The organism is Streptococcus sp. ST16, from assembly GCF_046098135.1.
Classification (GTDB): Bacteria; Bacillota; Bacilli; order Lactobacillales; family Streptococcaceae; genus Streptococcus.
This window is the reverse complement of the sequence record NZ_JBJUSE010000001.1, coordinates 75,154-99,425: the sequence shown is the minus strand read 5'-3', so window position 1 is coordinate 99,425 and position 24,272 is coordinate 75,154. Positions and strand designations below refer to the sequence as shown.

25 protein-coding genes are annotated in these 24,272 nt (G+C 40.8%); 6 read left to right on the top strand and 19 right to left on the bottom strand.

Annotated features, from left to right (window positions below; translation table 11 throughout):
* Positions 1-61: 61 nt before the first annotated feature.
* The 3 genes from ACIY14_RS00510 to ACIY14_RS00500 are packed head-to-tail and all read right to left on the bottom strand — an operon-like array spanning position 62 to position 3,191.
* Positions 62-1,321, bottom strand: coding sequence for an ABC transporter permease (locus ACIY14_RS00510; RefSeq protein ID WP_409001152.1), 1,260 nt, complete (start codon positions 1,319-1,321; stop codon positions 62-64).
* Positions 1,322-2,023: an ABC transporter ATP-binding protein gene (locus tag ACIY14_RS00505; RefSeq protein WP_409001151.1), complete on the bottom strand. Its 702-nt coding sequence runs from the start codon at positions 2,021-2,023 to the stop codon at positions 1,322-1,324. It abuts the gene before it with no gap.
* Positions 2,007-3,191 carry an efflux RND transporter periplasmic adaptor subunit gene (locus ACIY14_RS00500; RefSeq protein WP_409001150.1) on the bottom strand — a complete coding sequence of 395 codons (1,185 nt, stop codon included), beginning with the start codon at positions 3,189-3,191 and terminating at the stop codon, positions 2,007-2,009. Before ACIY14_RS00500 ends, ACIY14_RS00505 begins: the two co-directional genes overlap by 17 nt.
* 266 nt (positions 3,192-3,457) lie before the next feature.
* On the opposite strand from ACIY14_RS00500, the gene gor reads away from it, so the two are divergent.
* Together gor and ACIY14_RS00490 are read left to right on the top strand one after the other, a co-directional pair.
* Positions 3,458-4,804, top strand: a complete 1,347-nt coding sequence (gene gor / locus ACIY14_RS00495; protein WP_409001149.1) for a glutathione-disulfide reductase — start codon at positions 3,458-3,460, stop codon at positions 4,802-4,804.
* Between the two features lie 143 nt (positions 4,805-4,947).
* Positions 4,948-5,484 carry a biotin transporter BioY gene (locus ACIY14_RS00490; protein ID WP_409001148.1) on the top strand — a complete coding sequence of 179 codons (537 nt, stop codon included), beginning with the start codon at positions 4,948-4,950 and terminating at the stop codon, positions 5,482-5,484.
* An 85-nt stretch (positions 5,485-5,569) separates the two neighbouring features.
* Here ACIY14_RS00490 and ACIY14_RS00485 read toward each other — a convergent pair whose 3' ends face one another.
* Positions 5,570-9,997 carry a Cna B-type domain-containing protein gene (locus ACIY14_RS00485; RefSeq protein WP_409001147.1) on the bottom strand — a complete coding sequence of 1,476 codons (4,428 nt, stop codon included), beginning with the start codon at positions 9,995-9,997 and terminating at the stop codon, positions 5,570-5,572.
* A gap of 558 nt (positions 9,998-10,555) precedes the next feature.
* Between ACIY14_RS00485 and ACIY14_RS00480 the strand changes: the two genes are divergently transcribed.
* Positions 10,556-11,113: a TetR/AcrR family transcriptional regulator gene (locus ACIY14_RS00480; RefSeq protein ID WP_409001146.1), complete on the top strand. Its 558-nt coding sequence runs from the start codon at positions 10,556-10,558 to the stop codon at positions 11,111-11,113.
* A 33-nt stretch (positions 11,114-11,146) separates the two neighbouring features.
* On the opposite strand, the gene ACIY14_RS00475 is transcribed toward ACIY14_RS00480, so the two are convergent.
* Complete coding sequence (locus ACIY14_RS00475; RefSeq protein WP_409001145.1) at positions 11,147-11,365, bottom strand: YdbC family protein; 219 nt, start codon at positions 11,363-11,365, stop codon at positions 11,147-11,149.
* A gap of 97 nt (positions 11,366-11,462) precedes the next feature.
* Here ACIY14_RS00475 and ACIY14_RS00470 point away from each other — a divergent pair, with 97 nt between their 5' ends.
* Positions 11,463-11,783, top strand: coding sequence for a hypothetical protein (locus ACIY14_RS00470; protein WP_409001144.1), 321 nt, complete (start codon positions 11,463-11,465; stop codon positions 11,781-11,783).
* 27 nt (positions 11,784-11,810) lie between these two features.
* On the opposite strand, the gene ACIY14_RS00465 is transcribed toward ACIY14_RS00470, so the two are convergent.
* The 6 genes from ACIY14_RS00465 to rpsP all read right to left on the bottom strand — a co-directional run bounded on the left by ACIY14_RS00465 (position 11,811) and on the right by rpsP (position 14,372).
* Entirely contained in the window at positions 11,811-12,149 is a 339-nt protein-coding gene (locus ACIY14_RS00465; RefSeq protein WP_001196045.1) for an ATP cone domain-containing protein, read from the bottom strand.
* Between the two features lie 11 nt (positions 12,150-12,160).
* Positions 12,161-12,880, bottom strand: coding sequence for a tRNA (guanosine(37)-N1)-methyltransferase TrmD (gene trmD / locus ACIY14_RS00460; protein WP_409001143.1), 720 nt, complete (start codon positions 12,878-12,880; stop codon positions 12,161-12,163).
* Positions 12,870-13,388, bottom strand: a complete 519-nt coding sequence (rimM, locus tag ACIY14_RS00455; protein ID WP_409001142.1) for a ribosome maturation factor RimM — start codon at positions 13,386-13,388, stop codon at positions 12,870-12,872. Before rimM ends, trmD begins: the two co-directional genes overlap by 11 nt.
* A gap of 79 nt (positions 13,389-13,467) precedes the next feature.
* Entirely contained in the window at positions 13,468-13,797 is a 330-nt protein-coding gene (locus ACIY14_RS00450; protein ID WP_409001141.1) for a MazG nucleotide pyrophosphohydrolase domain-containing protein, read from the bottom strand.
* Positions 13,798-13,841: 44 nt separating this feature from the next.
* The gene (gene kphA / locus ACIY14_RS00445) at positions 13,842-14,081 is read right to left on the bottom strand and encodes an RNA-binding protein KphA (RefSeq protein ID WP_000379619.1); all 240 of its coding nucleotides are present in this window, start codon (positions 14,079-14,081) and stop codon (positions 13,842-13,844) included.
* Positions 14,082-14,099: 18 nt separating this feature from the next.
* Positions 14,100-14,372 carry a 30S ribosomal protein S16 gene (rpsP, locus tag ACIY14_RS00440; protein ID WP_000268760.1) on the bottom strand — a complete coding sequence of 91 codons (273 nt, stop codon included), beginning with the start codon at positions 14,370-14,372 and terminating at the stop codon, positions 14,100-14,102.
* Positions 14,373-14,588: 216 nt separating this feature from the next.
* Between rpsP and ACIY14_RS00435 the strand changes: the two genes are divergently transcribed.
* The gene (locus ACIY14_RS00435; protein ID WP_409001140.1) at positions 14,589-15,392 is read left to right on the top strand and encodes a peptidylprolyl isomerase; all 804 of its coding nucleotides are present in this window, start codon (positions 14,589-14,591) and stop codon (positions 15,390-15,392) included.
* Between the two features lie 56 nt (positions 15,393-15,448).
* Here the strand turns inward: ACIY14_RS00435 and ACIY14_RS00430 are convergent, their stop codons facing one another.
* The 7 genes from ACIY14_RS00430 to ACIY14_RS00400 form a co-directional block, all read right to left on the bottom strand.
* Positions 15,449-16,990 (bottom strand): ABC-F family ATP-binding cassette domain-containing protein, encoded by a 1,542-nt coding sequence (locus tag ACIY14_RS00430; protein WP_409001139.1) that lies wholly within the window; start codon positions 16,988-16,990, stop codon positions 15,449-15,451.
* A 1-nt stretch (position 16,991) separates the two neighbouring features.
* Positions 16,992-17,471 (bottom strand): VanZ family protein, encoded by a 480-nt coding sequence (locus ACIY14_RS00425; RefSeq protein ID WP_409001138.1) that lies wholly within the window; start codon positions 17,469-17,471, stop codon positions 16,992-16,994.
* Positions 17,472-18,557 (bottom strand): 23S rRNA (adenine(2503)-C(2))-methyltransferase RlmN, encoded by a 1,086-nt coding sequence (gene rlmN / locus ACIY14_RS00420; protein ID WP_000804768.1) that lies wholly within the window; start codon positions 18,555-18,557, stop codon positions 17,472-17,474. It lies immediately after the preceding gene.
* A 20-nt stretch (positions 18,558-18,577) separates the two neighbouring features.
* A complete protein-coding gene (locus ACIY14_RS00415) occupies positions 18,578-19,108 on the bottom strand; it encodes a YutD family protein (RefSeq protein WP_409001137.1) in 531 nt (176 codons plus the stop codon).
* A gap of 153 nt (positions 19,109-19,261) precedes the next feature.
* Complete coding sequence (sodA, locus tag ACIY14_RS00410) at positions 19,262-19,867, bottom strand: superoxide dismutase SodA (RefSeq protein WP_409001136.1); 606 nt, start codon at positions 19,865-19,867, stop codon at positions 19,262-19,264.
* Positions 19,868-19,939: 72 nt separating this feature from the next.
* Entirely contained in the window at positions 19,940-20,974 is a 1,035-nt protein-coding gene (gene holA, locus ACIY14_RS00405; RefSeq protein ID WP_409001135.1) for a DNA polymerase III subunit delta, read from the bottom strand.
* Positions 20,975-21,006: 32 nt separating this feature from the next.
* Positions 21,007-21,942, bottom strand: coding sequence for a dihydroorotate oxidase (locus tag ACIY14_RS00400; RefSeq protein WP_409001134.1), 936 nt, complete (start codon positions 21,940-21,942; stop codon positions 21,007-21,009).
* Positions 21,943-22,172: 230 nt separating this feature from the next.
* Between ACIY14_RS00400 and gdhA the strand changes: the two genes are divergently transcribed.
* The gene (gene gdhA, locus ACIY14_RS00395) at positions 22,173-23,519 is read left to right on the top strand and encodes an NADP-specific glutamate dehydrogenase (RefSeq protein WP_409001133.1); all 1,347 of its coding nucleotides are present in this window, start codon (positions 22,173-22,175) and stop codon (positions 23,517-23,519) included.
* Positions 23,520-23,615: 96 nt separating this feature from the next.
* Here gdhA and ACIY14_RS00390 read toward each other — a convergent pair whose 3' ends face one another.
* Positions 23,616-24,260 carry a TetR/AcrR family transcriptional regulator gene (locus ACIY14_RS00390; protein ID WP_409001132.1) on the bottom strand — a complete coding sequence of 215 codons (645 nt, stop codon included), beginning with the start codon at positions 24,258-24,260 and terminating at the stop codon, positions 23,616-23,618.
* Positions 24,261-24,272 lie beyond the last annotated feature (12 nt).

Below are 24,272 nucleotides of genomic sequence, written 5' to 3'. Positions count from 1 at the left end.
AGGAAAATCCATACAAAAACAAGACAGACAAATGTCCATCTTGTTTTTTCTGCTCTATATCTTATTCATAACGAAGGGCTTCAATCGGATCAAGCTTAGAGGCTTTATTGGCCGGCAAGACTCCGAAGATCATACCAACGCTGGCTGACACAGCCAAACTAAAGAGAGCAATTGGGAAGGAAACCCCAACTTCGATACCTGCAATCATATTTTGCAACAAGATACCCGCTAACATGGTCATTCCAGCAGCAATCCCAAGACCGATGACACCACCTAGCAAGGTCAAGATCATGGATTCAATCAAAAACTGAACTAGGATATTAGCCCGTGTAGCGCCGAGAGCTTTCCGCAGACCAATCTCACGCGTACGTTCTGTCACCGAAACCAGCATGATATTCATGACACCAGTTCCTCCAACAAAGAGAGAGATTCCTGCGATGGCACTGATAATGGTTGTCATAAAACCAAATAGTTGTTGTACCTCTTGGAAGGCAGCAGTTGCGTCCGCAACTTGGTACTCCCCTTGCTGAAGACCTGCAATCTCAGTCAGTTTTCGAGCCAACTCTGGACCCAAGGTCTGCGTTAGACTAGTATCATTGACACGAAAGACGATGTTCGAGATTTCATCAGTATTAAAATTAGCTGCGAGAGAGATATTGGTCGTAATTGGAAGACCTCCAATCCCAAAGGCTTTAGCAGTTTTAGCTTCATTGCTAGTATAAACGCCGATCACACGGTAACTAAATTCATTGACAGAGATGATTTGATTAATCGCAGCTTCTGGACTATCAAACAAACTCTTGGCTAGTTCTTCATCCAACAAAATCACACTGGCAAATTCCTTGTAGTCTTGCGGTCTTAGACTTCTACCCGCAACGATTTCATTTTCAACTGCGTTCATGTAGGTGCTATTTCCGCCTGTCAGAGTCGCTCGTTCAACCTTCTTATCCTTATAAGATAGGGTAACGTTGGCCGAGTTAGTGACATAGTAACTGTCTACTCCTTTGAGTTTAGCAGCCTCCTTGACCCAAGACTCCAGTGGTTTTGGTGGTTCAACATGAACATCCTCTTCTTTCCCGCTGACTGTCAAAGCGGATTGTTTCTGCGTAAAGGAGCCGTCCTTGCTTTTGATAGGAGAGAAAAAGACATGGATATCCTTCTGTGATTTGGTCATGTTTTTATTGACCTGACGAGACATGGAGTCTCCCAGAGCCATGATGACAACGACAGACGAAACTCCGATGATAATCCCAATCATGGTGAGGAAGGAACGCATCTTGTGGGCCATGATGGATGAAAAGGCAAATTTCAGATTCTGCATCTAGTTTTCCTCCTTTTCTACTGGGGCACTGTCTGATGAGATGACCCCATCACGAATGACAATCTGACGTTTGGCATAGGCAGCAATTTCAGGCTCATGCGTGACCATGATAATGGTCTTCCCTTCCTTGTTTAACTCCACCAACAGTTGCATGATTTGATTTCCTGTCTTGGTATCCAAGGCTCCTGTGGGTTCGTCTGCTAGGATGATAGAGGGATTATTTACCAAGGCACGGGCAATCGCTACACGTTGCTTTTGACCACCTGATAACTCGGAAGGCAAATGCTGACTGCGCTCCGTTAGCTCAACCTTTTCCAGAAATTCCTCAGCCAATTTTCGACGTTTTGAAGCTGAAACTCCAGCGTAAATCAAGGGCAATTCGACGTTTTGAAGTGCATTGAGCTTAGACAAGAGAAAGAACTGCTGAAAGACAAAGCCGATTTGCTGATTGCGGACCTTGGCCAGTTGTTTCTCTCCAAGGCCTGCAACTTCTTGCCCTTCAAGGTAGTACTCTCCACTGGTTGGTGTATCCAACATTCCGATGGTATTCATCAAAGTGGACTTACCAGAACCGGACGGTCCCATAATGGCGACAAACTCACCTTCTTGAACTTCTAGATTGATATTTTTAAGGACCTGCAGTTCTTGGTCACCATTTCGGTAACTCCTGCAAATATTTTTGAGACTAATTAGTTTCTTCATCAGCCTTCACCTCTTTTCCTTCTTCCAAGGAAGATGTTGGATTACTGATGACCTTGGCACCGTCTGTCAAACCTGAAGTAATTTCTTGGTTGTCTGCATCCGCATTCCCCAAAGTAACTTCTACCTTCTTCGCTTTTTTCTGGTCGTCAACGAGCCAGACATAGTTTTTGTCATTTTCGGTAACAACACTTGTCAAAGGAACAAGGATGGCTTTACTTTTGTTTTTGACTTCAACACTGACTGAGAAACCTTGTTTCAACTCACCGATATCGCTAGTCACATCAACAGTATAAGGGTACTTAGATCCAGTATTTCCTCCAAGGGCTGCATTTGCTGCTTCTCCATTGTTTTTAGGATAATCAGAGATATAGCTAATCTTACCAGTCCAGCTCTTATCTTGATAAACCTTCGAAGTAAAGGTAACTTCTTGCCCAACAGAAAGATTAGCAAGGTTGTATTCAGACAACTCCCCTTTGACCTGCAAGTTTTCATTACTTACAACATGTACTACCACTTGGCTATTGCCTGTTGGCGATTTGGAAACATTACGATTAACTTCAACTACAGTCCCTTCTAGTGTACTGAGGACAGTTGCAGCATCTAGCTGAGCCTGAGCCTTGTTGAGCTGAGCCACAGCATCTGCACGGTTATCCTTGGCATCACTGATTTGAGAATCAATAGAAGATACTGAAGAAGTCGTTGCTTGTGCTTGTTCTGGGAGTCCAGCTTCTGTTGGAACCTGTGGGGAAGCTGGTGCAGCTGATGCATTTTCACGAGCTTTGTTTAACTCCTCGATATGACGGTCTGCCTTTGCAACTGCACGATTGGCCGCATCATAGGCAGCTTGAGCATCTGAACTACTGTATTTCACTAAAGCTTGCCCTTCTTCGACCTTGTCCCCAACTGAAACGAGGATTTCATCTAAATCACCCTTACTAGCATCGAAATAAACGTATTGTTCATTTTTTGCTGTAACCGTACCTGACAAGAGAACCGATGAAGCAACGGAACCTTCCTTAGCAGTAACGATATGAGAGGTTTCATCCTTGACTGCTGACTGGGAAGGTTGTCTAAAAGTCATAATCGCCGCAGCACTGATAACAATAGCACTGGCAACAGCAATCGCTGTGTATAATTGCCATTTTTTTGCCTTTTTATTTCTTTTCATAGTTAATCTCCTTTTCACTTTAAGCTTACAAAAACCATTATATCAGAAATACTAGACCCAAACAATGATCGTTCAGAGAGAAACAATAACAGTTCAGGAGAAATATTTCGTTCGGTATTTGTTTTTTGGGTTATTGTACTAGTTATATAGTACACCATCTTTTGAAATTTGGCAAGCGTTTTTATAAATTTTTTATCGTAGCAGATTTTTGCATTCAAAAAGTAAAAACGATAGAATATGACTATCAAAGCTATAAGGAGTTTTCTATGAGAGAATATGATATCATCGCCATCGGAGGAGGGAGTGGCGGCATTGCCACTATGAACCGAGCTGGCGAACACGGTGCTAAAGCAGCTGTTATCGAGGAGAAAAAATTAGGTGGAACTTGTGTCAACGTTGGCTGTGTTCCTAAGAAAATCATGTGGTATGGAGCGCAAATCGCTGAAAGCTTCCACCACTACGGCCCTGACTATGGGTTTACGAGCTCAGATGTTCAATTTGATTTCGCAAAACTTCGTCAAAATCGTGAAGCCTACATCGATCGTGCTCGCTCATCTTATGATGGAAGTTTCAAGCGCAACGGTGTTGATTTGATTGAAGGTCGTGCTCATTTTGTTGATTCCCACACCGTCAGCGTTAATGGTGAATTGATTCGTGCTAAGCATATCGTGATTGCAACTGGGGCTCGTCCAAGCATCCCAACTATCCCTGGAGCTGAACTCGGTGGCAGCTCAGACGATGTCTTTGCTTGGGAGCAACTTCCTGAATCCGTTGCGATTCTTGGAGCTGGTTATATCGCCGTTGAATTAGCAGGTGTTCTCCACGCACTAGGAGTAAAAACCGATTTGTTTGTCCGTCGCGATCGTCCCTTGCGCACTTTTGACAGCTACATCGTTGAAGGACTTGTCAATGAAATGGAAAAAACAGGTCTACCTTTACACACACATAAGGTACCTGTCAAACTCGAAGAAACCGAGCAAGGTATTACCATTCATTTCGAAGATGGTTCTAGTCACACTGCCAGCCAAGTTATCTGGGCTACCGGTCGCCGTCCAAATGTAGACGGTCTTGAGTTAGAAAAGGCTGGAGTTACACTCAATGAACGTGGGTTTATCCAAGTGGATGAGTATCAAAATACTGTTGTAGATGGTATCTATGCCCTTGGAGACGTTACTGGTGAGAAGGAACTAACTCCAGTAGCCATCAAGGCTGGACGTACCCTATCTGAACGTCTCTTTAATGGGAAAACAAGTGCTAAGATGGACTACACAACTATCCCTACTGTTGTCTTCTCCCACCCAGCAATCGGAACCGTGGGATTGACTGAAGATCAAGCTATCAAAGAATACGGCCAAGATAACATCAAAGTCTACAAGTCAAGCTTTGCATCCATGTACTCTGCCGTTACAAACCATCGTCAGGAATCACGCTTCAAACTCATCACCGCCGGTGCTGACGAAAAAGTTGTTGGACTTCACGGACTTGGTTACGGAGTAGATGAGATGATTCAAGGATTTGCAGTCGCTATCAAGATGGGAGCGACAAAGGCAGACTTTGACGCTACAGTAGCTATCCACCCAACTGCTTCTGAAGAATTTGTGACCATGCGCTAGTTATCGCAAGAGACCTGAAGAGGTCTCTTTTTACATGTAAAATCGGCTGTTACAAAATTGTTATCTCGTTATAAAAAATAGGTTGACTTTTTCTTCTGAATTAGTATAATAGTTACTATAATTTTGAAAAGAGGTTAACAGTTTTGAAAAAAGCTCATATCTACGCTATCCCTGCTATCGGTGCGGCTCTCATCGCCGTTTTGGCACAAATCAGTCTCCCTATCGGTCCTGTCCCCTTCACCCTACAAAACTTTGCAATCGGTCTGATTGCTACTGTTTTTAGACCCAGAGAAGCGGTCCTATCTGTTGCTCTCTATCTCCTACTAGGTGCCATTGGTTTACCTGTTTTTGCAGGGGGAGGAGCTGGATTTCACGTTTTAGTTGGTCCAAGCGCAGGCTATCTTTGGTTCGACCTTGTCTATGCTGGACTTACATCCTATCTCATCCATCAAAATAGTGGCTACATTCGCATTTTCCTAGCCAACCTCTTGGGCAATTCTCTCGTCTTTGTCGGAGGTATTCTCAGCCTCCACTTCCTTGCTGGGATGCCATTCGATAAGGCACTTGCAGTTGGTGTCCTTCCCTTTATCCTCCCTGACCTAGGTAAGATCATTGCCATTAGTTTCATTGGTCGTCCCTTACTGGAACGATTGAAAAGCATCGCTTATTTTTCAAGATAAAAAATAGTCCAGAACAAGTGTTCTGGACTATTTCCTTTCCAATTACTTCCTAAGAACTAACTGAAAATCAACTCTCTTTTAGAGATTATTTATTTTTACGGCTTACAAAGTACAATCCACCAGTCACTGCCATCAAAGCAAGTCCTGCAACTACTGCTGCGCTAGATGCTTTTTCACCAGTGTTAGGAAGTTGAGGTTTTTGTCCTGGTTTTCCTGGTTCATTTGGTTCACCTGGTGTTGGTTTTTCTGGAGTATGTGTATTTGTAACGTTCATGCCATCTACTTCAGCTTGGTAATCTTTAGGAACATCAACTTCTTTAACAGTGTACTTGATTTCTTGACCATTTTCTTTGTAACGATCAAGCCCTGTAAACTCATAAGCCCACTCGTTATCTGATAGAGCTGTTGCTTTTGTAACTTTTACTGTCTTATCAGTTTCGTTACCATCCGCAAGAAGTCTCACTGTGATAAATTCTGGACGTTTACCATCTTTGTTATTAGCATCATTCCAGATTTTCTTACCTTTAACAGTAATTTTCTCTGGAGCATGTGTATTGGTAACTGTGTACTTACCATCTTTGTCCGTAGTAACTGTTGAGGTATATTCTTTCACAGCCACTTCTTTGACTTTGTACTCGATTAGTTTACCATTTTCATACTTAGGAAGTGCTTTTGATTCGAACTTCCAACCAGTTGCTTCTGAAACTTCAATTTCTTGAACGACTTCTTTATCGTTTTTAAGAATTTGAACTTTCACAGATGCTGTACGTTTGCCGTCTTGGTTGTTGTTATCATCCCACACCTTAGTTCCTGAAAGAACGACTGTTTCTGGATTATGAGTGTTAGTCACTACTTGACCAGTTACAGAGGCTTTATAGCCAGCTGGTACATCTACTTCATCGATAGAGTAAGTGATTTCTTTACCAGCTTCGTATTGTGGAAGATTTGTGAAGGATGCTACCCAAGTGTTAGCGTCGGTCTTATCATCAGCTGTCAAGGTTAATTTCTTACCTTCAACAGCTACTGGTTTAGATCCATCTACAGATTTGAAAAGTTGAACGGTTACGGACTTAGGACGTTTGCCGTCTTGGTCGTTCGCGTCGTTCCATACTTTTGTTACCTTGTAGTCGATTTCTTTTGGTGCATATTTGTTTGTGATGGTAAAGTCTGTAATAGTTGATTCGTATTCTGCTACGGCTTCTTCTGTTACAGTGTATTTGATTTCTTTACCAACTTTATATTTTGCTAATTTTTCGAATGTAGCAGTCCAAGTTCCGTCTGCGGCTGCTTGAACTTCTTTCGATGCGACTTTCTGACCGTCTGCTAAAAGATTGATTGTAATCTTAGTTGGACGTTTGCCGTCTTGGTTGTTCGCGTCATCCCAGTTCTTAGTTGCTTTTACATTAACTGTTTCTGGTGAATAGCTATTTGTGATAGTGAATCCTGATGCAGCGTCACCAGTAACTTCAGAAGTATAACCAGGAACAGTTACTTCTACTACTGTGTACTGGATAGGTGTGCCACCTTTATCAGCATCAAGGTTTGTGAAGCTTCCAGCCCAGTTGTTTGCGGCGTTAAGCTCAAGTGTCTTACCAGTATCTTGACCATCCGCAAGCAATTTAACTGTGACAGAAGTTGGACGTTTACCGTCTTGGTTGTCCTTATCATCCCATGCTTTCTTCACAGAAACTTGAGTTTTGGCTGGTGTATATTTGTTTGTAAATACAAGATCTTTTGCTTCTTTTGAAGCTGTTGCTTTCAATTCAGTCGCACTTACTTTTTCAACCGTTACTTCAACTTCTTGAACTGTCTTATCATAAGTGATTCCTGCTTCAGATCCAACAACTTCTGAGATAGTGTACTTGTGAGTTCCCACTTGGCTCTCATCATATGAGATTGGTGAGAAGGTCACCGTTCCATCAGCAGCGTTTGTCACTGTTTCGACAACACTACCGTCTTCTTTCTTCAATTCAAAGCTGTATTTACCAGCTTCAAGTGTTTTACCTTCAAGAACTTTCTTAGCTCCAAGAGTTACACTTGTAGCTCCGGCTGGAGTGTAAGTGTTCTCGAATGCTTTTTCATCGTCGTAAGCAACAGTTGCTTCAAGGACACCTTTACCATTGTCCGCTACAGTTACTGTAGCTGTGATGGTTTTAGTATCGTACTGGATACCTGTAGCAGTACCCGCTTTTTCAGCAATCTTGTAAGTATAAGTGCCTGCTTTGTCGAATTCCAATGCTGAAAACTTCACGTTTCCGTCTTTGTCATTCTTCACGGTTTCTTTCACATTGCTATCTTGGTCTGTCAAGGTGAACTCAAACTCATCAGCTCTCAACTCACGGCCAGTCAACTTCTTAGTCACTTCAAGAGCTGCTTTTGCTTTTGAAGTTCCATAGCTGTTGTTGAATTCTTTGTCCTCTGGGTAAGTCACATTCGCATGAAGTTTTCCTTCGCCGTCATCTGTAACTTCTACTGTGACTTTAACTTCAAGATTATCGTAAGTCACACCGTCAATAGTCTTACCAGCGTTTGTTTCAACAATGGTGTAGTTGTATGTACCAGCTTTAGTATATTCGATTGGAGCGAATGTTACTTTACCGTCAGCAGTATTCTTCACTTTTTGAAGTTCTGAACCATCTGCATCATTCTTCAAGACAAACTCAAATTCATCAGCTTTCAACTCACGACCTGTCAACTTCTTAGTCACTTCAAGAGAAGCTGAAGTTTTTTCAGCAGCGTAAGTGTTTTCGAAAGTCTTATCATCACTTTCGTAAGATACAGCTGCAGTCAATTTCCCTTCAGAGTCTGCTGTTACAGTGACTGTAACGCCAACAGGGTTAGCATCATAAGTAACACCTTTTTCTGTTTTATTAGCTTTTTTCTCAACGATGTGATAGTTGTATGTACCAGCTTTGTCAAATGTCAATTCAGAAAAATTGATATTTCCATCTGCATCATTTGTTACAGTTTCAACAACTTTATCTGTCTTGTCATCAAACAAATCAAATTCAAACTCACCAGCTTTCATCGCACGACCAGTCAATTTTTTAATTGCTTGGATTTGAGCTTTCGTGTTGTTGCGTTTGTTTGTGACTGTTTTGATAACACCTTCTTGACCAACAGTTACTTTGATTGGAGTAGAATCCAATTGGTAACCTTTAGGAGCTTCAACTTCAGTGATGGTGAATTCACCCTTTTTAACGTCTTCATCAGTGTAGATTTTAGATTGGGCAACACCACTAGCGTCTGTTGTTACTGTTTCTTCTTGCGCTGTAGTTGCACCTTCTGGAGGAGTAATCTTGAATTTAGCTCCTGCAAGACGGTCAAGTGATTTTTCATCTACTTTATACAGTGTGATACGGTAACCAGTTTTCAGTTGGATAGTACCACCTGATGTAACTGTTGAGTTACCGATAACTTTTGTAACAGTCTCAGTACGATCGTCGCTCACTGGAAGAACTTGGTCATCAGCTGTGATTTCAGCATTGTTTTGAACTTTTGTTCCGTCAGCTGGCGCTGTTGTGTTATAGACGATACGGAATGCTGCTGCTTTACCGTTTGTAGCACGAATAGCTTTAGCATTATTAAAGGTAATAGTGAACTCAGTGTAAGAATCATTCCACTTGATTTCGTAGTCTTTACCTGCTTCAAGAGTTACATCGTCAACTAAAGCATAGAGTTTGTTGTAGTAACCAGCAGTAACCACGATTGATTCAGGGATGATTTGCATTGGTGAGTAGTCCTTATCAACCCAGTCTCGAACTACAATCTTGTTGTACTCAGCTTGTTTAGGGTTTACACGAAGATTCCACTTGTGGATGTAATCTCCTGATTTTCCAAGAAGGGCTGATTCCCATTTCTCTTTATTGATAGTACCATTAACTTTACTAATGTTTGTTTTACCAATACCCTTAGAATAGTCCTGTTCTCCACCTTTTTTGAACTTCATCTTGAAGTTGACATCATCTTTTGTTTCTGTCTTATCAAGTTGAATTGATTCTTCTTCTGTTTCTTTCTTAGAGCTGAAAGCTACGTAGAAGGTACCTGAAACACCACGAACTTCTGTACCACCTTTTTTCTTAAGGTACTCAGCAAGGTTTTTCAAAGTAATGGTAACTTTACCACCTTGGTTGTCACCATTAGAAACAACTGTTGCATCACCTACAGCAGTATCAGTCTCTTTATCTTTGAGTTCAAAGGTTTCAGCACGAACAGATAATGGAGCTGGAATAGTGAATGTAAAGGTATCACCATCCTTCAGTTTTCCATCATAAGCGCTCAAATCAAAATCAGCAGCAAACTTATAGTTTTCGTAAGATTGATTTTGTGGTGATAGGTTGTAAACTCCTTTAGCATCTGGTGTCACAAACTTACCATTATCAGTCTCCCAAATTCCTACTTTGGTAATGACATTTTTAAGTTCTTGTGCTTGAACTGTATTTGTCAAAGCAGCAGAACCCAATAAAACGAGTAGTGGCGTTAAAATATAGAGCCACAATTTCTTAAATTTCATGACTTTCCTTTCTAAATGATTGAAATTGATTGAATAGTGCATCTTCTTCTCCCAGTAGGCAACACCCCTTTCAATCACATGATTTGTTACACGATAACATACTTGTAACACTTGCTTTGAAAAATGAGTACACTATTATAGTATTTAAAATATTTATTCAATTCAATCTTTAGCAGGAGTATCATTACTCTTGGTCAGATGGAAATATAGCAAAATATCATCCATGACTATTATACTACATATCGTTGAATATTTTTATTAAGATCTTGCAATTCACCCTGTTATTTATTTACACAATGTCAACTTTTTTGATATATTATTTCATGACACCATATAAAAGGCGAATATCCTAATAATTGTCTGAAAATACTGACATAATAGGAATTTCTAAAAAATAATAGCTCCTTGTAACAATCTGTTATTTATAATAAATCTATGATATAATAGTCTTATAGAGGCTTTCAAATAATCATCTATTCAGTTTATTTACGCTAAAGGGAAAGCTTGGGTAATACTAAATCTAGTATTTTTAATATTTATAGATAGGAAGGTAAAGCTATGGCAAATAAAACTAGAGAGTTAATCTTAGGTGCTTTTATCACTCTTGCAAGGAGAAACCCTCAGCGAACTTCTTTTACCATGACTGAGATTGCTGCAGAAGCTGGTATTTCCCGCCAAGCGATTTATCAAAAGCACTTTAATAACTTCGAAGATATTATCGATTATATCCACAAGGAAACCGATCAACAGATCTTTAATAATTTTAACAACTACTGTCCTAAAAGAGATGGCGATCCCATCACTTTCTTAGCAGACCACATTCTTCCTCTCATCTATGAAAAGCGAGAAGTCGTCGGTACCTTGTACAATTCTCAAGCCACCACTTGTTGGAGGGAGTCTCTACGTGAGAAATATTCTCAGTGGGTACTAAAAAATGTTAACTACCAGCTGAAATATAATTTTAGTGAAGAGGACATAGCCTATATCATTACGACCATGGCGATTTCATTCATTGAAGTGTGGATTCGTAAAGATAATCCAACACCACCTGAAGAATTTAGAGAGACTTTTATTCAATTGGCTAAGACTTCTCTCTGTGACTATATTGTGTCATAAAAAAAGAATCTTGAGTTCCACTCAAGATTCTTTTTATTGTCCACCTTTAAAGGCATCCACCATTACCTGAAATTCTTCATTTGTAAGAGTGATTCCCTTGCCCATTTTAGTATGATCTGGACTCCAAGCGCGAATGTCAAACTTTGCAGAGGCTCCATTAAAGCTGACACGGTTGATTTCCTTGGTCCATCCTTTTTCATTTTCAGACAGGGTCAGTAAGTGTTCTTCGATTTCAAATGTAAATTCTGCCATTTTGTTCTCCTTTTAAGTTTTCATTAGATTATTCGAAAAATCTTGTAGTTTTTAGGAAAATTTTATATAATGTGGATATGTAAGAAGGGAGGATTCTATGAGACAGGCATTCCAACTAGTTCTAGATAAACTACATAGTTTTTTCAATGGGAATGATGATCATCCTCAAATCGAGGACAACTCCCTCACTGCTATAATTGAACAAGCCATCCAGAAAAAGGCGGCTGTTCATGTGATACTTGCAGAAACAAGTTTTACGGGTGATATTATCAAACACGACGCCAAGCGCCAACAAATTATCATCAAGAATTTTTCAAAAAACGTGACTCGAATCATTCGTATCAGTGATATTAAACGGCTTCGTTTTGTTCCCTCAACCGTACAAAAGGCTCAGAAAAGTCTATTTAAGAAAGAGTGAGATGTTCTTTGCATCCCACTCTTTTTCTTAACGGATTTGTTCAAAATGAAGATGAACAGCGATATGGTCGCCATAACCACTTCTCTCCAAATCGCGTTGTAAGCGATAAGAGATATAGTGTTCTGCAATAGTAATGTAGCCAGCTCCAAGTAAGCGATGCTCAACCATTGACTGGATCATGCTGATAGTCGCACGTTCCACTTTTGCTTCTTCCAAGTCCAAAACGACTTTTTTAGTAACTTGTGCAAGGTTTTGACGCAAATCATCTGTCAAAACATAAACGGTTTGAGCTGCTTTTAGGACAGCTTGGTAAATTTTATCTGGATCAAATTCAGCAATTTCTCCATTACGTTTGATTACTTGCATAAGGTTCTCCTTTATTCTTTGTTTTCTTTAATTTTAGCCAGCATCTTTTCTTCTTCGGCTGTCAGTTGATAGTTTTCTAGCAGGTCAGGTCTGCGCTGGTAGGTTTTCTTTAGACTTTCATACAGCCGCCACTGGCGAATCTTTTCATGGTGCCCACTCATGAGCACATCTGGAACCACCATGCCACGATAGTCATAAGGACGTGTGTACTGAGGATATTCGAGGAGTCCCGAAGAAAAACTGTCATCTTGGTGGCTAGACTCCTTGCCAATCACTTCAGGAATCAGGCGAACGGTCGCATCGATCATGGTCATGGCCGCCAATTCTCCTCCAGTCAAGACATAGTCTCCTAGGGAAATCTCATCGGTTACCAGGGTCTTGATGCGCTCGTCATACCCTTCATAGTGACCACAAATAAAGATCAGTTCATCTTCCTGAGCCAAATCCTCAGCGTAAGCTTGATCGAACTGTTTCCCAGCAGGATCAAGAAGAATGACGCGGGGATGTTTCTTTTCAATAGCATCAAAGGCATCGAAAATGGGTTGGGCTCGGAGCAACATCCCCTGACCGCCTCCGTAGGGCTCATCGTCAACATGACGGGCCTTTTCAGCGTATTCTCTGAAATTATGATACTGGATATCCAAGAGCCCTTTTTCTCGAGCTTTTCCAACGATCGAGTGTTCCAATGGAGAAAACATCTCAGGAAAGAGGGTTAAAATATCAATCTTCATCGTCTAACCCTTCTAAGATATCCACATCAACTCGTTTATTTGGAATATCAACATTGAGAACTACTGGTGGGATGTAGGGTAAAAGCAAATCGCGCTTACCTTTTCGTTTGACTACCCAGACATCGTTGGCACCTGGTTGCAGAATCTCCTTGATGGTTCCAATCAAGTTGTCTCCCTCGTAAACATCCAAACCAATAATTTCATGATAGTAGAATTCACCATCATCTAAATCGTTCAAATCTTCCTCAGCGACCTTGAGACTATAGCCCTTGTACTTTTCAATCGCATTGATATGGTACATGTCTTTGAACTTGATAATGTCAAAGTTCTTATGCTTACGATGGCTAGCGATTATTACTGTTTGAACAAACTGATCTTTTTCATCAAATAAAGCCAGCTCTGCTCCTTTTTTAAACCGTTCTTCTGAAAAATCCGTCACAGACAAGACACGCATCTCACCCTGCAGACCCTGCGTATTAACGATTTTCCCAACATTAAAGTAGTTCATCTTGTCTCCTGTATCTATTTCTACCCTTTATTTTATCACGTTCCAAGGATTTTCACAAGTTGAAGAACAGTGACTGCAATTAGCTTTGAGCGTCTAAAAACTTTTCTAAATCACGTTCATGTTGGTACTTAATGGCAGCCTTCTTATCTTTGTCAAAGATGGCTTTGGTTAGATCAATATGGTTGATGGCCGCAATTGCGACAGTGTAGTGAATAATATCAGCTAGTTCTTTGGCTAGTTCCTCATTTGAGTCCTGAACGCCCTCTTTTCGACCAGAGCGCCCATTCAAGACCTCGGCTACTTCTCCGACTTCCTCCACTAGCTTGATAAAGAGGCCTTCCTCAGTTCGAGATTGCTGGTAATGTTCGAGTAAATAATCTTGTAATTGTTTAAACGTTAAATCTTTCATCTTCTGCTCTCCACAAAAAAAGCGAGACATCTGTCCCGCTTTTTTTATTTTTCATTGATAACGATTCTTACTTTTTTGTCTTCAGTTGGGACAGAGTAGACAATCGTTCTTATCGCTGAGATAGTGCGACCCTTACGACCGATAACACGACCGACATCGCTTTGGTCAAGATCCAAGTGATACTCCAAAAATTCTGGTGTGTCTTCAATCTTGATAGTTAAGGCATCAGGTTGTGAAATCAAAGGTTTCACAATCGCAATAATGAGATTTTCAATCGTATCCATCTGTCAACCTACTTAAACTTATTTTGAGAATTTAGAATCGTGGAATTTTTTCAATACGCCTTCTTTTGAAAGGATGTTGCGAACTGTATCTGAAGGTTGAGCCCCATCAGCCAACCATGCAAGAACGCGGTCTTCTTTCAAAGTTACTTGGTTTTCAGCAACAAGTGGGTTATAAGTTCCAACTGTTTCGATGAAACGTCCGTCACGTGGTGAACGTGAATCTGCTACGTTGATACGGTAGAAAGGTTTTTTCTTAGAACCCATACGAGTCAAACGGATTTTAACTGCCATTTTTTAATGTCTCTTTTCTTATTTTTTATTTCGGTGAAATAGCTGAGCTATTTAGCACATGTTCTATTATAGCAGATTTTTGACAGGTGTCAAGAAAAAAACTTGACAGAGTTTTAATTTTTTTTACTACTAGAAATTTTTAGTAAAATCTTTTACATTTGAAATCACTTCCCTTTTAAGGTACAATGGTAGAAATGAATTTTTGAGAGGTTAACAATGAAAAAACTAGCAACCCTTCTTTTACTATCAACTGTTGCCCTAGCTGGATGTAGTAGCATCCAACGTAGTCTGCGTGGCGATGACTATGTTGACTCTAGTATCTCTGCTGAAGAAAGTTCTAAAGCAGCTGCTCAGGCCGCCAAAGATTTGAACGATGCTCTGACCAATGAAAATGCTAACTTCCCTCAACTTTCTAAAGAAGTTGCTGAAGATGAAGCCGAAGTCATTCTCCACACAAGTCAGGGTGATATACGCATCAAACTTTTCCCTAAACTCGCTCCTTTAGCAGTTGAAAACTTTCTCACTCACGCTAAGGAAGGTTACTATAACGGCATCACTTTCCACCGTGTCATCGATGGCTTTATGGTCCAAACTGGAGATCCTAAGGGAGATGGTACAGGTGGTCAATCTATCTGGCATGATAAGGATAAAACGAAGGACAAGGGAACTGGTTTCAAAAATGAAATTTCTCCTTACCTATACAATATCCGAGGAGCTCTTGCTATGGCTAATACTGGTCAACCAAACACCAATGGTAGCCAGTTCTTCATCAACCAAAACTCTACAGATACCTCTGCTAAACTCCCTACAAGTAAGTATCCAAAGAAGATCATCGAAGCCTATAAAGAGGGTGGAAATCCTAGTCTAGATGGTAAACACCCAGTCTTTGGCCAAGTCATCGACGGCATGGATATTGTTGACAAGATTGCCAAGGCTGAAAAAGATGAAAAAGACAAACCAACTACTGCTATCACTATCGATAGTATCGAAGTGGTAAAAGATTACGATTTTAAATCCTAAATAACCTAAAAAATACAGTATCCGCATTCGATACTGTATTTCTTTTTCCCTCATTTTTAAGTTAGCTTGTTAAAGTCCCAGATTTGGTCCATCCAGCCTTCATAAAAGTCTGGTTCGTGGCAAACCATGAGAATGCTTCCTTTGTATTCTTTAAGCGCCCGTTTGAGTTCGTCCTTGGCATCTACATCCAAGTGGTTGGTCGGCTCGTCCAGCACTAAAACGTTGTTTTCACGGTTCATCAAGAGACAGAAACGCACCTTGGCTTGTTCCCCACCTGACAAGACCTGAATCTGACTTTCGATGTGTTTGGTTGTTAAACCACAACGGGCAAGGGCTGCACGGACTTCTGCTTGATTAAGGGCAGGAAAGGCATTCCAGACGGCCTCTAATGGTGTTTGACGATTGCCTCCTTCTACTTCCTGTTCAAAGTAACCAAGTTCTAGGTAATCACCGCGTTCGACTTCTCCAGCGATTGGCGGAATAATGCCTAAGAGACTCTTCAAGAGAGTTGTTTTCCCGATACCATTGGCTCCAATAATGGCAACCTTTTGATTGCGTTCAAAGGTGAGATTTAAAGGCTTAGTCAGAGGACGGTCATAACCAATCTGCAAATCTTTTGCTTGGAAGATAAAACGCCCTGGCGTACGAGCTGTTTTGAAATCAAAGGACGGCTTTGGTTTCTCACTTTGCAGTTCAATGATATCCATCTTATCCAATTTCTTCTGGCGAGACATGGCCATATTACGCGTTGCGACACGGGCTTTGTTTCGAGCTACAAAGTCTTTGAGGTCTGCAATCTCTTTCTGTTGACGTTCATAGGCCGCTTCTAGCTGAGATTTCTTCACGGCATAGACTTCTTGGAACTGGTAGTAGTCACCAGAATAACGCGTCAGCTGTTGATTTTCCACGTGATAGACGATATTGATCACGTCGTTGAGGAAAGGAATATCGTGAGAAATGAGGACAAAGGCATTCTCATAGTTTTGGAGATAACGCTTGAGCCAGTCAATGTGTTCAGCATCCAAGTAGTTGGTTGGCTCGTCCAGTAACAAGATATCTGGTTTTTCAAGAAGGAGTTTGGCCAAGAGGACCTTGGTTCTTTGACCGCCTGATAAGGCAGTTACATCCGTATCCATGCCAAAGTCCATGACACCGAAAGCACGCGCCACTTCATCAATCTTAGCATCCAAAGTATAGAAGTCACGGCTCTCCAAACGATCTTGGAGTTCACCAACTTCTTCCATTAGCGCATCAATATCAGCACCCTCTTCTGCCATTTCCATATAGAGGTCATTGATACGAGCTTCTGCTTTAAAAAGCTCATCAAAGGCTGTCCGCAAAACATCACGCACAGTTTGGCCTTCCTTTAGCACAGCATGCTGATCCAGGTAGCCAGCAGTCACATACTTAGACCACTCCACTTTCCCTTCATCTGGCAACATCTTACCTGTCACAATGCTCATAAAGGTTGATTTCCCTTCACCATTGGCACCGACCAGACCGATATGCTCTCCCTTTAGGAGACGGAAAGACACATCTTCAAAAATTGCACGGTCACCAAAACCGTGACTCAAATTTTTAACTTCTAAAATACTCATTCTAATTCCTTATCTTGTTTTTATGCAGTCCTTTATAGAGGACCCAAGCCAGATAGCCTCCCAAGGTATTGGTCCACAAATCATCAATCTCAAAGACTCGATTAAAATCAAAGAAAAAGTCTAAGGCCAGTTGCGTACACTCAATTCCTAGACTCAGTAGAAAACTGAGAAGGAGGATTTTTTTCGTTTGCCGCAAGTTTGGACAGAGATAGATCAGTTGAAAGACTAGTGGGAAAAGCAAGAAGACATTTAAAATGTTCTGTAAAAAGATCCAAAGGACCTGTCCCAAACTGGTCACTTCACCTAGATTCCAAAGGGAGTTAAAAGGCGTCAAAAGAAAAACCAGGCGTCCAAAAGTTTGAATACCTGGAGTTTCCACTCCTGTAGGAAGCTGAGGTTGGGGAGTAAAGCAAAAGCAAATAATGCAAAGGCTGTAAATAGCCACTCCCAATCTTAAGATTAATTCTCTTTTTTTAGTCATTTATGGATTTACCGCTGCGACTGCCTTCTGGCGGTCACGTTTCATTGTATTGGAACGCAATTGCCCACAAGCTGCATCAATATCTGTACCATGTTCCTGACGAACAACACAGTTGACCCCTTTTTTCTTGAGGGTATCGTAGAAGGCCATCACGCGTTCTTTAGGACTACGGCTATATTGGTCATGTTCACTAACTGGATTATAAGGAATCAAGTTGACATATGACAATTTCTTGATGTTCTTGAGCAATTCCGCCAATTCCAAGGCTTGTTCAACACCATCGTTAACTTCATTGAGCATGATGTATTCAAAGGTTACACGACGATTTGTTGTTTCGATATAATACTCAATAGCTGCGAAGAGTTTTTCAATCGGAAAGGCACGGTTGATCTTCATGATGCTTGAGCGCAATTCATTATTGGGTGCGTGAAGGGAAACAGCCAGATTAACCTGTACACCTTCATTAGCAAAGTCACGAATTTTATGGGCCAAACCTGAGGTTGAAACCGTAATGTGACGAGCACCGATTGCCATCCCCTTGTCATCATTGATGGTACGGACGAAATTCAAAACATTGTTGTAGTTATCAAATGGTTCACCAATTCCCATGACAACGATATGGCTGACACGTTCATCCTGACCACGCTCATCAAAGTATTTCTGAACTAGCATGATCTGCGCTACGATTTCCCCGTTATTAAGGTCACGTTGCTTCTTAATCAAGCCTGATGCACAGAAGGTACAACCGATATTACAACCGACCTGAGTGGTCACACAGACTGACAAACCGTAGTGCTGACGCATCAGTACTGTCTCAATCAACATGCCATCTGGCAACTCAAAAAGATACTTAACGGTACCGTCAGCTGACTCTTGCACAATTCGTTGTTTCAAAGGATTTACCACAAACTGCTCATTGAGCTTGGCAATCAAATCCTTGGAAAGGTTGGTCATTTCTTCAAATGACTGGACACGTTTACGGTAGAGCCATTCCCAGATTTGATCTGCTCGGAATTTCTTTTCTCCCTGTTCTAATACCCATTCTTGCATGGTTTGACGTGTTAAACTATAAATAGACGGTTTCATCTCTTCTCCTTATTCTCTATCTATTTCTGACGAATGACAAAATGGCGCTGTCCCTTGTCCTCTTTCTGAGACTTTTGGTCCTTATGACGACGTCTATTTCGCTTATCCGCATTTGGTTTTCTCTTGTTTTGCGAAGGTTTCTTGCCTCTTCTAGGAAAGTTTTCCTCTTCCTTTTTACGCATTTTCTTGTCAAATGAAGCCCGTTTCGGTGCTTGATTTTCTAGGACAAAATAGGCACAACCATAACTACAATACTCCAAAAGATAGTCCTGTAGACGACTAATCTTTTCAATTTTTTCCTCTGTTCGGTCATCTTTGTAAAAACCACGTAGGCGGAGCTGTTCATTACTCCAGTCCCCCACGACATAATCAAACTTGGTCAACACTTCTGAGAAGCGTTGATTAAAGACTGTCACATCGAAGGCATCCTTGATATTTTCAACCAAGGTAAAAGCAATCCCTTCAGTCTCAACCTTATCCCCATTTACATGAAATTCTGGGCCAGGAAACTTGTTATAGTTGTATAATTCAGGTGCAATTTCTTTACGCATAGTCTTCCTTTTCCACGATTACTTAACACTCTATTTTACCATAATTTCTAGCAGTTAGCACGTTTCTCATAAAAATGAAAAAAGTCTGACGATTTTGTCAGACCTCTGCCATATAAACCAAAAAAGAGAAGAATGACTCTTCCCTCCATATTTTTATTTAGCTGCTGCGTAGAGCTCATTTACCTTGTTCCAGTTGATCACTGAGAAGAAAGCTTTGATGTAGTCAGGACGCACGTTGCGGTATTTCACGTAGTAAGCATGTTCCCAAACATCCAAGCCCAAGATTGGTTTTTTGCCTTCTGAGATTGGTGTGTCTTGGTTTGCTGTTGAAGTTACTTCAAGCTTCCCTTCTTTGTTGACAACCAACCATGCCCATCCAGAACCGAAGCGAGTTGTAGCTGCTGCTGTAAAGGCTGCTTGGAACTCTTCAAATGAACCAAATGTTGCATCGATTGCTGCTGCAAGTTCTGCTGATGGGGCTGTTTTCTCAGGAGTCATCAATTCCCAGAAAAGAGCGTGGTTCAAGTGTCCACCACCATTGTTGATAAGTGCTTGGCGGATATCAACTGGGATAGATTCTACATCAGCAAGCAAAGCTTCAAGGTCTTCACCAATTTCAGGGTGTTTTTCAAGAGCTGCATTTGCATTGTTTACATAAGTTTGGTGGTGTTTGTCATGGTGCAAGTGCATTGTTTCTGCATCGATGTATGGTTCCAAAGCATCGTATGCGTATGGAAGGTCTGGTAAGATAATAGCCATCTGTAATACCTCTTTTTCTTTCTATATGAAAATGATAACGCAATCATCCTCTTTTTTCAAGTTTTTTGCTCATTATGCTTGGCTAGATATCTGTAACAGCGCTCTCTCAAAAAGGTAGCCTTTTTCATAGACACCTGTTTTAATCTGATAATCTGCTTCAATTAAATAAGAAATTGCTTGTTTGAGAAAGGCCAAGGAAATCCCTCTCGAATCTCTGAATGCGAACTTGATTTGATAAGGATTAGGATTGCGTCCCAAGTAAGTTCCCAGACTGCTTGCGATCTGCGATTCCGTCTGACCAGTCTCTGATAAAATTTTCACCTGAGTAAAGGTTCGAAACTGTCCTAACATGACCGCTATGAGCTTAATTTCGTCTTCCCCTTGCAAGGTCAAATCTCTAACCAAGTCACGCGCCTGGTCAATCTTCTTAGCTAAAATAAACTGAGTCAAATCAAAAATATTGTCTTGCAAAGTCTTTGGAATGGCTTCGATAATATCCTTTTCCTCAATCACATCGCCTGACTTATAAGACTGTAAGAAGAGGAGATTTTTCTGGATTTCACTAAATTGAAAACCAGACTTGATAAGTAGATTTTCAAAGGATTGCCCCACAAACTGCAGACCTTGTTTCTGGCTCCACTTTTGGAAATACTGGCGCAATTCTTGTTCCTTGGGTTCAATAGCATCAAAGACAGTCGCATCTCGTTTGAGCAATTTGACCAGCCGTCTCTTACTATCCAGTTTTCCTTCCGCAAAAATCAAAAGTTTAGTCGTCGGTGAAGGATTGTCAAGGTATTCCTCAAATGACTTGAGCTCATCATCTGTTAAAAAGCGTTTTTTGGCAGTTGTAATATCGACAAAATGGTCTAATATCACGATTTTCTCATCCGCAAAGAAAGGGAGACTGACCAACTCCAACTCTAAGTCTTTATAAGCTACTTCTTTCATATCAAAGTAAGCAAAATTGAGATCAGCTGAATCATAACCAATCTGCTTCAACACTTGACTCTTCATAACTTCAAACTGACCCTGATCTGTCCCTGTAAATAGGTTCAAGCTAGATAGATTTGATAAAGTCAACTTCTGACTGTCTTCAATGGCTAGCATCTTCTCTCCTTTCTTCTGATTTTTTATTAAACTTAATCAATATAGCGCAATTTCCCACGGAAATCTTCTAGGCTCTCGTACCCTTTTTCCGCCATAATAGCTTTCAGTTCATTGGTAATTCGTTCAAAAGCACCAACACCTTCCTTGTGGAGCGTCGTTCCTACTTGCACCATACTAGCACCACAGAGGATATGTTCAAAAGCATCACGACCCGTTAGAACACCACCCGTTCCGATGATTTGGATTTGAGGATTTAAACGTTGGTAGAAGGCGTGCACATTAGCAAGAGCAGTCGGTTTGATATACTCTCCACCAATGCCACCAAAACCATTTTTAGGACGAATCACGACAGACTCGTCTTCTATATAAAGTCCGTTTCCGATAGAGTTAACACAGTTGACAAACTTAAGAGGATACTTGTTGAAAATAGCTGCCGCTTGATCAAAGTGAACAATATCAAAATATGGTGGTAATTTGATCCCAAGAGGTTTGGTAAAGTAGGCAAATACCTCTGACAAAATCCGGTCTGTTGTCTCAAAATCATAGGCAATTTGAGGTTTTCCTGGAACGTTTGGACAAGAGAGATTGAGCTCTGTCAGTCCTTTGAATTCACTCTCTTGAACTTTTTTCAAGATGGCATGTGTTTCTTCTGGAGACATGCCAACTAGAGATAGGAAGAAAGTACGGTTTGGTTCTTTTTCCTGCAAGTCCAAAAGATAGTCCAGATAGTAGTCTAAGCCATTATTTGGTAATCCCATGGAGTTGATAGAACCAAGTGGAACATCCTGGTAACGTGGTTCAGGATTTCCCTGACGAAAGTCCAAGGTCGCAGTCTTCGTAACAAAAGCACCCGCCGCTGAGTTTTTAACCCCTTCTAGCTCCTCTATCGTCATACAAGCAACACCCGCTGCATTCATCAAGCAATTGTCAAATTCAAAGCCAGCTATTTGTGTTTTCGTTGATACCATGATTCTGATCCTCCAGATTCCTTTTATTTCTAATATTATACCATACTTTAAGATTTTCTCTTTGAGAAAGTTATTTCTAGAGAAAACGTTCGTTTTTTGATAATACTCTTAGTATTGACTGAATGTAAATTGAAAGAATTTTTAGAAAATTTTCGTTTTTTTCTTTACACCCCCAGAAAATTCTGCTATAATGGCTCATGTAATAAAATATAACAACAAAGGAGAACGATATGACATCTGCTAAAGAATATATCCAAAGCGTGTTTGAAACTGTAACAGCTCGTAATGGGCACGAGGCTGAATTTCTCCAGGCGGTTGAAGAATTCTTCAGTACCTTGGAGCCTGTCTTTGAAAAACACCCTGAGTATATCGAAGAAAACATCTTGGCACGTATCACTGAGCCTGAGCGCGTGATTTCTTTCCGTGTTCCTTGGGTTGACCGTAATGGAAAAGTCCAAGTGAACCGTGGTTACCGTGTTCAATTCAACTCAGCTGTTGGACCATATAAAGGCGGACTTCGTTTCCACCCAACTGTAAACCAAGGGATCTTGAAATTCCTCGGCTTCGAACAAATCTTTAAAAACGTCTTGACTGGCCTTCCAATCGGTGGAGGTAAAGGGGGATCAGACTTCGATCCTAAAGGAAAGACTGATGCTGAAGTGATGCGCTTCTGCCAAAGCTTTATGACAGAATTGCAAAAATACATCGGACCATCACTTGACGTCCCAGCTGGCGATATCGGTGTTGGTGGACGTGAAATTGGTTACCTTTACGGACAATACAAACGCCTTAACCAATTTGATGCTGGTGTCTTGACTGGTAAACCTCTTGGATTCGGTGGTAGCTTGATTCGTCCAGAAGCAACTGGTTACGGTTTGGTTTACTATACTGAAGAAATGCTCAAAGCCAACGGTAACAGCTTTGCTGGTAAGAAGGTTGTGATTTCAGGTTCTGGTAACGTGGCCCAATACGCTCTTCAAAAAGCAACTGAACTTGGTGCTACTGTCATCTCTGTATCTGACTCAAATGGTTATGTCATTGACGAAAATGGTATCGACTTCGACCTTCTAGCAGATGTGAAGAATAACCGTCGTGCACGTTTGACTGAGTACGCTGCTGAAAAAGCCACTGCTACTTACCATGAAGGTTCTGTATGGACTTACGCTGGGAACTACGACATCGCTCTTCCATGTGCGACTCAAAACGAAATCAATGGTGACGCAGCTAAACGTTTGGTTGCTCAAGGCGTTATCTGTGTATCTGAAGGTGCTAACATGCCTAGTGACCTTGATGCGATTAAAGTCTACAAAGAAAACGGAATCCTTTACGGACCTGCCAAAGCTGCCAACGCTGGTGGTGTAGCTGTATCAGCACTTGAAATGAGCCAAAACAGCCTTCGCCTCTCATGGACCCGTGAAGAAGTTGATGGACGTCTCAAAGACATCATGACCAACATCTTCAACACAGCTAAAACAACCGCTGAAACATACGGTCTTGGTACTGACTACCTGGCTGGTGCTAATATCGCTGCCTTCGAAAATGTAGCAAACGCTATGATTGCACAAGGTATTGTTTAAGATTCATTTGCTTAATCCTCAATCGCTCTGATTGGGGATTTTTATGTAGGCTTCAAAAAAGCTCACTATTTAAAATAGTAAGCTTAAAATCAAGATTTATTTTACTTCTACTAAGGCAAAAGACAGGCATTCAACTATTTCATTTACTGCTTCATCTATGTCTAGGTCCTCATTATTATTCAACATCATTGGAAGAGCATAAGAAAGACTCAAAGCTAGAATATAACGAACGATTCTTTCATTTGACCAATCTCGGATAACACCATTTTCTTTAAACTGATTCAGAACTGGACTAATTGGCTTAATGATAGAGTGAACAATGGTATTCCCTAACTGCTCAGAAATAGTTTTATCAATAAAAGAACGGTTCAAGAGAATTTTAACTTGCATTTGATTCTCCTGAATAAAAACTAGTCTATCTCTAACTATGCTTCTTAAAAATAGCGGAAAAGACTCTTGGTTTGCTATAAATTTCTTCTCAGAAAAATCAGCAATCACATCTGGAATAACTTGTTTAAGAAAAGTCGATAAAATTGCTTCTAAGATGCCTTCCTTAGTTTTAAAGTAACTAAAAACTGTCCCTTCTGAAACTCCAGCCTCTTTAGCAATAAGGCTGGCTGTTGTATTTTCAAAGCCAATTTCTGAAAATAACTTTAGACTTGATAATAATACTTGACGTTGTTTTAAACTCAGGTTGCTATTTTCTAATGTCTGAGCATACTTTTCTTCTAAACTTTCCATTGCTGGCACCTC

What these genes read in the sequence shown, in the direction of transcription:
- ACIY14_RS00510 (WP_409001152.1), bottom strand. Translation starts at nt 1,321, where the DNA reads ATGCAGAATCTGAAATTTGCCTTTTCATCCATCATGGCCCACAAGATG.
- ACIY14_RS00505 (WP_409001151.1), bottom strand. Translation starts at nt 2,023, where the DNA reads ATGAAGAAACTAATTAGTCTCAAAAATATTTGCAGGAGTTACCGAAAT.
- ACIY14_RS00500 (WP_409001150.1), bottom strand. Translation starts at nt 3,191, where the DNA reads ATGAAAAGAAATAAAAAGGCAAAAAAATGGCAATTATACACAGCGATT.
- gor (WP_409001149.1), top strand. Translation starts at nt 3,458, where the DNA reads ATGAGAGAATATGATATCATCGCCATCGGAGGAGGGAGTGGCGGCATT.
- ACIY14_RS00485 (WP_409001147.1), bottom strand. Translation starts at nt 9,997, where the DNA reads ATGAAATTTAAGAAATTGTGGCTCTATATTTTAACGCCACTACTCGTT.
- ACIY14_RS00480 (WP_409001146.1), top strand. Translation starts at nt 10,556, where the DNA reads ATGGCAAATAAAACTAGAGAGTTAATCTTAGGTGCTTTTATCACTCTT.
- ACIY14_RS00475 (WP_409001145.1), bottom strand. Translation starts at nt 11,365, where the DNA reads ATGGCAGAATTTACATTTGAAATCGAAGAACACTTACTGACCCTGTCT.
- ACIY14_RS00470 (WP_409001144.1), top strand. Translation starts at nt 11,463, where the DNA reads ATGAGACAGGCATTCCAACTAGTTCTAGATAAACTACATAGTTTTTTC.
- ACIY14_RS00465 (WP_001196045.1), bottom strand. Translation starts at nt 12,149, where the DNA reads ATGCAAGTAATCAAACGTAATGGAGAAATTGCTGAATTTGATCCAGAT.
- trmD (WP_409001143.1), bottom strand. Translation starts at nt 12,880, where the DNA reads ATGAAGATTGATATTTTAACCCTCTTTCCTGAGATGTTTTCTCCATTG.
- rimM (WP_409001142.1), bottom strand. Translation starts at nt 13,388, where the DNA reads ATGAACTACTTTAATGTTGGGAAAATCGTTAATACGCAGGGTCTGCAG.
- ACIY14_RS00450 (WP_409001141.1), bottom strand. Translation starts at nt 13,797, where the DNA reads ATGAAAGATTTAACGTTTAAACAATTACAAGATTATTTACTCGAACAT.
- kphA (WP_000379619.1), bottom strand. Translation starts at nt 14,081, where the DNA reads ATGGATACGATTGAAAATCTCATTATTGCGATTGTGAAACCTTTGATT.
- rpsP (WP_000268760.1), bottom strand. Translation starts at nt 14,372, where the DNA reads ATGGCAGTTAAAATCCGTTTGACTCGTATGGGTTCTAAGAAAAAACCT.
- ACIY14_RS00435 (WP_409001140.1), top strand. Translation starts at nt 14,589, where the DNA reads ATGAAAAAACTAGCAACCCTTCTTTTACTATCAACTGTTGCCCTAGCT.
- ACIY14_RS00430 (WP_409001139.1), bottom strand. Translation starts at nt 16,990, where the DNA reads ATGAGTATTTTAGAAGTTAAAAATTTGAGTCACGGTTTTGGTGACCGT.
- ACIY14_RS00425 (WP_409001138.1), bottom strand. Translation starts at nt 17,471, where the DNA reads ATGACTAAAAAAAGAGAATTAATCTTAAGATTGGGAGTGGCTATTTAC.
- rlmN (WP_000804768.1), bottom strand. Translation starts at nt 18,557, where the DNA reads ATGAAACCGTCTATTTATAGTTTAACACGTCAAACCATGCAAGAATGG.
- ACIY14_RS00415 (WP_409001137.1), bottom strand. Translation starts at nt 19,108, where the DNA reads ATGCGTAAAGAAATTGCACCTGAATTATACAACTATAACAAGTTTCCT.
- sodA (WP_409001136.1), bottom strand. Translation starts at nt 19,867, where the DNA reads ATGGCTATTATCTTACCAGACCTTCCATACGCATACGATGCTTTGGAA.
- holA (WP_409001135.1), bottom strand. Translation starts at nt 20,974, where the DNA reads ATGCTAGCCATTGAAGACAGTCAGAAGTTGACTTTATCAAATCTATCT.
- ACIY14_RS00400 (WP_409001134.1), bottom strand. Translation starts at nt 21,942, where the DNA reads ATGGTATCAACGAAAACACAAATAGCTGGCTTTGAATTTGACAATTGC.
- gdhA (WP_409001133.1), top strand. Translation starts at nt 22,173, where the DNA reads ATGACATCTGCTAAAGAATATATCCAAAGCGTGTTTGAAACTGTAACA.
- ACIY14_RS00390 (WP_409001132.1), bottom strand. Translation starts at nt 24,260, where the DNA reads ATGGAAAGTTTAGAAGAAAAGTATGCTCAGACATTAGAAAATAGCAAC.